8 protein-coding genes are annotated in these 6717 nt (G+C 58.7%); 2 read left to right on the top strand and 6 right to left on the bottom strand.

What is annotated here, in order from left to right; genetic code table 11:
- Positions 1–413: 413 nt before the first annotated feature.
- Entirely contained in the window at positions 414–548 is a 135-nt protein-coding gene (locus tag FLM9_RS08455) for a hypothetical protein (protein WP_257242938.1), read from the top strand.
- 57 nt (positions 549–605) lie between these two features.
- Positions 606–794: a hypothetical protein gene (locus FLM9_RS00955; protein WP_074456842.1), complete on the top strand. Its 189-nt coding sequence runs from the start codon at positions 606–608 to the stop codon at positions 792–794.
- Positions 795–963: 169 nt separating this feature from the next.
- On the opposite strand, the gene FLM9_RS00950 is transcribed toward FLM9_RS00955, so the two are convergent.
- The 6 genes from FLM9_RS00950 to FLM9_RS00925 form a co-directional block, all read right to left on the bottom strand.
- Positions 964–2310, bottom strand: a complete 1347-nt coding sequence (locus tag FLM9_RS00950) for a TRAP transporter large permease (RefSeq protein ID WP_074456841.1) — start codon at positions 2308–2310, stop codon at positions 964–966.
- Entirely contained in the window at positions 2304–2759 is a 456-nt protein-coding gene (locus tag FLM9_RS00945; protein ID WP_257242937.1) for a TRAP transporter small permease subunit, read from the bottom strand. The genes FLM9_RS00950 and FLM9_RS00945 overlap by 7 nt, the downstream gene beginning before the upstream one ends.
- A gap of 102 nt (positions 2760–2861) precedes the next feature.
- Entirely contained in the window at positions 2862–3959 is a 1098-nt protein-coding gene (locus tag FLM9_RS00940; protein ID WP_074456839.1) for a TRAP transporter substrate-binding protein, read from the bottom strand.
- 98 nt (positions 3960–4057) lie between these two features.
- Entirely contained in the window at positions 4058–4444 is a 387-nt protein-coding gene (locus FLM9_RS00935) for an Hsp20/alpha crystallin family protein (protein ID WP_074456843.1), read from the bottom strand.
- Between the two features lie 182 nt (positions 4445–4626).
- On the bottom strand, positions 4627–5451 hold the full coding sequence (locus FLM9_RS00930; protein ID WP_074456838.1) for an SWIM zinc finger family protein: 825 nt from the start codon (positions 5449–5451) through the stop codon (positions 4627–4629).
- The coding region (locus tag FLM9_RS00925; RefSeq protein ID WP_143324534.1) for a DEAD/DEAH box helicase at positions 5448–6717 on the bottom strand (1270 nt) is incomplete at its 5' end. The genes FLM9_RS00930 and FLM9_RS00925, both read right to left, overlap by 4 nt.

Below are 6717 nucleotides of genomic sequence, written 5' to 3'. Positions count from 1 at the left end.
ACGAGCCCAGCCAGGACCACCCTCCCTCGCGTCCCCTTATTCAAGACTCGGGTTATGGCAGGCCTGCCTTGGGTTCCAATCGCCAGGGACTTGGGAGGGAAGATATTGGCATTTCTGCCAAATACCCTCCCTGTATTACCCTGTTCTGGCTCCCGGACAATACTCCCAGCGATGGCGCTGCCCAACCTCTGGAAGCTCCATAACCTGCGATCTTCCCCCTATTTTTTAATCACGCTTCACCAAGGCTCCAAGGCCAAGCCAACCCGTCTGTTTGTTGGTCGCAAGCGGGAGCGGCAGCCTGCAGAATGGGGGCGGCAGCCGTTCGGTGGCAGGGTTTGGCGGTGGTGGTAGCAGATCGGAGGTGACCTCCACCCCCCTCAGTGCGCTGGTGCTGGAGGGTCCCCGCGTGCTCCGTGACCCCGTTGTGCTGGATCCATTGGCACTGCCCGACCGAAGTCCACCAACTTCTGGAACACCACTATCGGGCACTCCAACTGGATCCTGACAGGTCATGGCGCTCACCCGTTACGGACGACGTGGTGGAGTAACTCTACGGCCTCTTCCGTGGGGGGGAACCCTGCGGGGCATGTTGAAAAGCCTGGAGGATGGACTGCAACCTGCTGGGGCTCACCATCGCCGGGGATGAAGCCCGGCCCGTCGGTCTAGAGGATCTGCGAGCCGTGCTCAAGCGACGGAACCAATTGGAACTGGAGGAGCGGCTGGGGGGGGACATGTTGGAAGCGGGTCTTGTGCTGGGCGGCGACGGATCCAGCCGCAAGATGGGCCCAGGCTGAGTTGGCAAAGCTTTGGCGAATTCAACAACCCTCGGTGTCCCAAACCTTGCAATAAATCGCCGCGCCCAGTGCGGTGGAAGCTCTACCCCGGAGTGAGCAAGAACCCATCCAATACCTGCCCACAGGTACGACAAGACTGGCAGCTTAGTTGCTGCAGGAGCAAATATCCTCATGCCACCAGGTGGGGCAAAGCAGTGACCAACTGGGGAAACACAATGATGAGCAGCAAAACCAGCATCTGTAGGAGAATGAAAGGGATGACGCCATGGTAGATATGGCCTGTAGTCACTTGCGGAGGTGCCACACTGCGGAGATAAAATAATGCAAACCCGAAGGGTGGCGTGAGGAAAGACGATTGCAGGTTGGCCCCAATAATGACGCCATACCAGACCAGGGCTTCCGGCCCAAAGAGGGTCTTGGCAACAGGTGCAAAAAGCGGGACAACGATAAAGGCAATCTCGAAAAAGTCGATAAAAAAGCCCAGGAGAAAAATTGTGGCCATGCTGATGATGAGAAAGCCTGCAGACTCACCGGGAAGGCGGAGGAGCAGGGCGGCAATCAAGCTGTCCCCGTCGAAGCCACGGAACACCAGACTGAACGCTGTAGAGCCCAGCAGAATGAACATCACCATGCTTGTTGTGGACAGGGTCTCTTCACTCACTTCCCTGATCGTGCCCAGGCTCAGCCGGCCCTTCCACGCTGCCATGGCCATGGCCCCCACTGCGCCCATGGCGCCTGCCTCCGTGGGTGTAGCAACACCGAAAAAGATGCTCCCCAACACCAACACAATCAATGCCAACGGCGGTAGGACCAACGGCGCCGCCTGCCGCAGTTCCTGGCCAGGGAACCGGCCGTCACCACCGGCAGGCAGAGGTGGGGCCAGATTGGGTCTGCACCAGGTAATCACCAACACGTAGAGCGCAAAAACCACGGTCATCAGCAAACCAGGGATGACGGAACCGATAAACAAATCCCCAACGGGAACCCCCAGTTGATCACCCAAAACCACCAGCACAATGCTGGGAGGAATGATTTGTCCCAATGTTCCCGATGCCGCAATCACGCCTGTGGCCAAGGATTTGTCGTAACCATGGCGGAGCATTGTGGGTAGGGAGATGAGCCCCATGGTGATTACCGTGGCCGCCACAACACCGGTGGTGGCGGCCAGCAATGCCCCCACCAACACCACGGCCAGCGCCAAGCCCCCCCGCAGCTGCCCCAGAACCCGCCCCATGGCCTCCAGTAACTGCTCCGCCAGGCCAGAGTTTTTCAGCATGGCGCCCATGAAGATGAAGGCGGGAATGGCCAGGAGCGTGAAGTTGCCCATGATGCCGAAGACACGCTGGGGCAGGGCCGCGAGAAACGACTCACTAAAGACACCGGCGGCAATGCCCACGCCTGCAAACAGCACCGCCACACCACCTAGGGTAAAAGCCACTGGATAGCCCAACAGCAGACAGGCCAGAGCCATCACAAACATGCCAGGCCCCATCCAGGCAGTTGTTGCTTCTACCATGGCTTCCTCTTTTTCTCGAAACTACGTATGACCTCCATATTATGAATCACGTCCGCGATTCCCTGAAGCATGAGCAACAGAAAACTCAGCGGTAGCACGGTTTTCAACGGATAACGGGGCAGGCCCCCCGGGTCAGGAGACTGCTCCAGAATGCGCCAGGAAAAATGAACCGCGTCCCAGGAGGACAGGATCAGCAGCAGGCAAAAAGGAAACAGCAACAGGATTGTGCCCACCACATTGGCCAAGGCTTTCCGTCGTGCTCCCCAGCGGCTCTGCAACACATCAACTCGAACATGACCGTTGCGCTGCATGGTCCAGGCGCCACCCAGAAGAAACGTGAGAGAAAACAAATACCATTGAACCTCGATGAGGCTATTGGAACTGAGATTACGCCCCACCAGGGGGCCAAGGTGGCGGCCAACCACATTCCATGCACCTACAATGATCATGAGCAGCACCAGCCAACTGCATAGCCGACCGAGGCAAGCATTAAGCTGATCAATGACAGTTGCCCAAGACCGCATCATATCCTTAACAAAAGCAAAGTGGTTCTAACCAAGCGTAAGCTGATTGATACGACTCCAGCTGGAGATCTCTTCACGAAAGCGGGACCAAAGCTCATAGATCTGACGGAAATCCTGATTCTTGGCTGCTTGATCTTCATAGATCTCAAGGCTGGCCTTCTCGGCGGCTTCGAGAATAGGCTTACCATAGGAAACCAGGGTGGTGCCGCCAGCCACCAGCCGCTTTAGGGCACTGCCGTTACGTTGATCATAGCGGGCCAGCATTTTCAAGTTTACCTCATTGGCTGCTGTACGTAATACGTGCTGGTAGGTTATGGGTAGCTTCTCCCAAGCGCTTTGATTAATAAGCACATGACCGCTAGGGCCTGGCTCCCACCAACCCGGATAATAATAATACTGGGCAGCTTTCCATAGTCCCAGCTTTTCATCGTCGTAGGGACCAACCCATTCTGCAGCGTCAATGGCGCCCCGCTCCAGGGCGAGGAAGATCTCGCTGCCTGGCAGTGCTTGCACATTGACACCCAAGGATGCCATCACCTTCCCGCCAAGGCCAGGAATTCGCATTTTCAAGCCTTGCAGGTCAGCAACCGTTTTGACCTGTCGTTTAAACCAGCCGCCCATTTGAGGGCCCGTGTTCCCGGCGGGAAACCCCAGCACACCAAAGTCCGCAAACAGGCGATCCATGGCCTCATTGCCGCCGCCTTCATAGAGCCAAGAGTTTTGTTGTTGGGCAGTGAAGCCAAACGGCAATGTCGTGCCAAATGCCAGTGCAGTATTCTTGCCGATATAATAATAACTGGCAGTATGGCCACATTCGACTGAACCGCTCTGAACAGCGTCCAGAACCTGGAGAGCGGGAACCAGTTCACCAGCAGCATAGGGTGTGATTTCAAAGCGGCCGTCACTCAACTCCCCAACTCGGGCCGCAAAGGTAACGACTCCGCCATAGAGGGTGTCCAGAGATTCCGGCCAACTGGTGGCCATGCGCCAACGAAGCCTGGGTTGCTCGCCACCGGTCATGGCTGGTGATGACGGGCTTTGCTTGTCCTCACGTCCACTGCAAGCCGCTAAGGCAGCGCTACCTAAGCCGAAGGCAGCGGTCGCGAGTGCTTGGCGTCGCTTCATGGGGGCAGTGATGACCTGGTACCCCAGAGTCTAGCCCACCACCTGCTCTGCCCACGGTGGAGAGGAGTCCACAGGGGGCAGAGCAGGGGGGGGTTGGCTCAGTTGCGCACCTTGATGCTCACGGCCCTGACGCTGTCCACTTTGGGGGCCGTGACGTGCAGGATGCCGTCCTGAAGCTCAGCCTGCAGTTGGTTGGGATCAATGCGCTTACCAAAGTAGAAGTTACGCCGCCAACTGCCATAGTGAAATTCGCTGAGCACGCGATCCTCCCCACTATCGACTTTGGGCCGATCTGCGCTGATTGCCATGCCATGTTCAGTGGCTTTCACTTCAATGGCGTCCTTGCTGATTCCGGGAAGTTCTACCGCCAGTTGATAGCAGTCGTCGTTTTCCCGGATTTCCGCAACGGGCGTGCCCTCAGCTTGGTGAAGCTGCCGATCCAGGTGCTCAAACAGAGAGAAGGGAGATTGTGATAGGGCAAGCATGGATAGTGCCTCCAAAAGTTCAAACGTTGGACGATTCGTGAAGATGTTGTCTCCACGTCACCAGTCTTGGTTGCAACAACAGATTCCCCTGGCGGTGAAACCGATCCTCCGGGTACGGCAGCTACCACAACGTTCGGTTGCCCCCTGCCAGAGGGGAGGGAGAACCGACCCAATCCTTCAACTCAAGGGCTTGCCCCCATGGCCTGGCCCATGGCCAATTGGCCAATCTGCTGGCCCTGCTCATGGAGATGGTGGAGGAAGAGTTGGTTGGCATCGGGGTTGTGGGGATCCGGCGCCACCGGCAGGGGGCCGGCTTCGTCCACCCCCAGCTCCCCTTCCAGCGCAGGGGTGATCACCACCAGTTCCGGATCCATGTCCTCCCCGTAGCTCCAGGTGCGGCGCGCCTGGGGAGGCAGCATCCCGGTCTGCACCGTGACACCCTGCTCCGTGGCGTTGCTGATGCGCCGCTGGGCCAACTGGTCCAGGAGTTGTTGCCGCGTTCGCCCCCGCAACTGAAACAGGACAAAGGGATCTTCACTGAAGCGGTCCCCCATTAGGTAATAGACGGCAATGATGTGCTTGCAGGGATTGGCTTTATCCGGGCAACTGCATTCACTGCGCACTTCCCGGAGCTCCCAGGGGAAAAGGCGACGGCCGCTGGCAGCAACGGCCCGTTCAATGTCCTGGGGCATGACTCCGGCCAACAGTTGGGCCGTCCAGCGGGCTTTCTGGGACAGGGCATCCAGGACGTAGTCCCAGTCGTCGTTGCTGAGGGTGTCCAACCAGAGCTTCACCTTATAGGGATCCCTGGCGGCGCCCTGTACCCGGGCATGTACACGCCGACCCTCAAAGCGAATGGAGAGCACATGACCTTCATGCATGTATTCCCATGCCCGCTCCAATCGCCTCTTGTAGCGATAGGAGTTGATCAGGTCCATCCACTGGGCCACCCACCAGGGCTGCTCCACCAAGGCGCCTTGGCCAGCGCCGTTGTTGAGGATGCTCATTGCAGACTCACCAGGTCTTTGATGTCGTCCATGTCCAGATCGGCCAGCCAGTCCTCGCCGCCCCCAATGATGTCTTCCGCCAGCTTGGCCTTCTCGCGAATCATGCGGTCCACGTTTTCCTCCAGGCTTCCACTGGTGATGAATTTATGCACCATGACCCGATTGGTCTGGCCAATACGATAGGCACGGTCCGTAGCCTGATTTTCCACGGCAGGGTTCCACCAGCGATCAATATGGATCACGTGGCTGGCGCGTGTCAAGTTGAGGCCAACGCCGCCGGCTTTGAGGGACAGGAGGAAGAGTTGTGGGCCACGGGGATCCTGTTGGAAGCGATCCACCATGACCTGGCGCTCCGTCTTGGAACTTCCCCCATGGAGGAAGGGCACTTCCCCCCGGAAGCGCTGCTCCAGGTGTTGCTTGAGGAGGTGACCCCAGCGGGCAAATTGGGTGAACAGCAGGGCCCGATCCCCAACCGCCGTCAGCTCGTCAAGAATTTCCTCCAGCCGCTGCAGCTTGGCGGAGCGGCGACCGAAATCCGGTCCCACCTCCTGCTCCTGGAGCAGCAACGCGGGGTGGTTACAGACCTGCTTGAGTTTGGTGAGCAGCGTCAACACCCAACCATGGCGTTCACCGCGGGGAGCGCGGGCGATCACCTCCAAGGTGTCGTCCACGGTCTTCCCGTAAAGCCGCCTCTGCTCATCAGAGAGTCCGCACCATTCATCCAGTTCAACTTTCTCGGGCAAGTCGTTGATGATGGATTGATCCGTCTTGAGGCGCCGGAGGATGAAGGGACCAGCACGTCGCCGCAAATCCTGTAGGGAGGACATATCGCCATAGCGCTCGATGGGCAGGCGGTAGCGTTGACGGAAGAACCCCTCCTCCCCCAGCACCCGCGGATTGAGGAAATTCATCAAGGGCCAGATCTCGCTCACACGGTTTTCCACCGGTGTTCCCGTGAGGGCAATGCAGAAGCAGGGCTGCTGACCGAGGCGCGCCAACTCCCGTGCAGCGGCAGACTGCTTGGAGGTGGAGTTCTTGATGGCCTGGGCCTCGTCCAGCACCATCCCCTGCCACCCGTAGCTGCTGAGGATGGTCAGGTCCCGCTGCAGCAGACCGTAACTGGTGAGCGCCAGGTCCACGCCGTTGAGCGCGGCGGCCAACTCCTCGGCTGTGCCGGGGCGGCGGCTGCCGTAATGCTCAATCACGTGGAGGCCAGGGGTGAACTGCTGTGCCTCACGGCGCCAGTTGGTCATCACCGAGGTGGGG

Origin of the sequence: Candidatus Synechococcus spongiarum, from assembly GCF_900047545.1 — a bacterium.
In the GTDB taxonomy this organism is placed as follows: Bacteria; Cyanobacteriota; Cyanobacteriia; order PCC-6307; family Cyanobiaceae; genus Synechococcus_B; species Synechococcus_B spongiarum_C.
The sequence above is the reverse complement of the archived record's forward strand: the minus strand, read 5'-3'. Positions and strand labels throughout refer to the sequence as shown.

What these genes read in the sequence shown, in the direction of transcription:
- FLM9_RS00955 (WP_074456842.1), top strand. Translation starts at nt 606, where the DNA reads ATGGACTGCAACCTGCTGGGGCTCACCATCGCCGGGGATGAAGCCCGG.
- FLM9_RS00950 (WP_074456841.1), bottom strand. Translation starts at nt 2,310, where the DNA reads ATGGTAGAAGCAACAACTGCCTGGATGGGGCCTGGCATGTTTGTGATG.
- FLM9_RS00945 (WP_257242937.1), bottom strand. Translation starts at nt 2,759, where the DNA reads ATGATCATTGTAGGTGCATGGAATGTGGTTGGCCGCCACCTTGGCCCC.
- FLM9_RS00940 (WP_074456839.1), bottom strand. Translation starts at nt 3,959, where the DNA reads ATGAAGCGACGCCAAGCACTCGCGACCGCTGCCTTCGGCTTAGGTAGC.
- FLM9_RS00935 (WP_074456843.1), bottom strand. Translation starts at nt 4,444, where the DNA reads ATGCTTGCCCTATCACAATCTCCCTTCTCTCTGTTTGAGCACCTGGAT.
- FLM9_RS00930 (WP_074456838.1), bottom strand. Translation starts at nt 5,451, where the DNA reads ATGAGCATCCTCAACAACGGCGCTGGCCAAGGCGCCTTGGTGGAGCAG.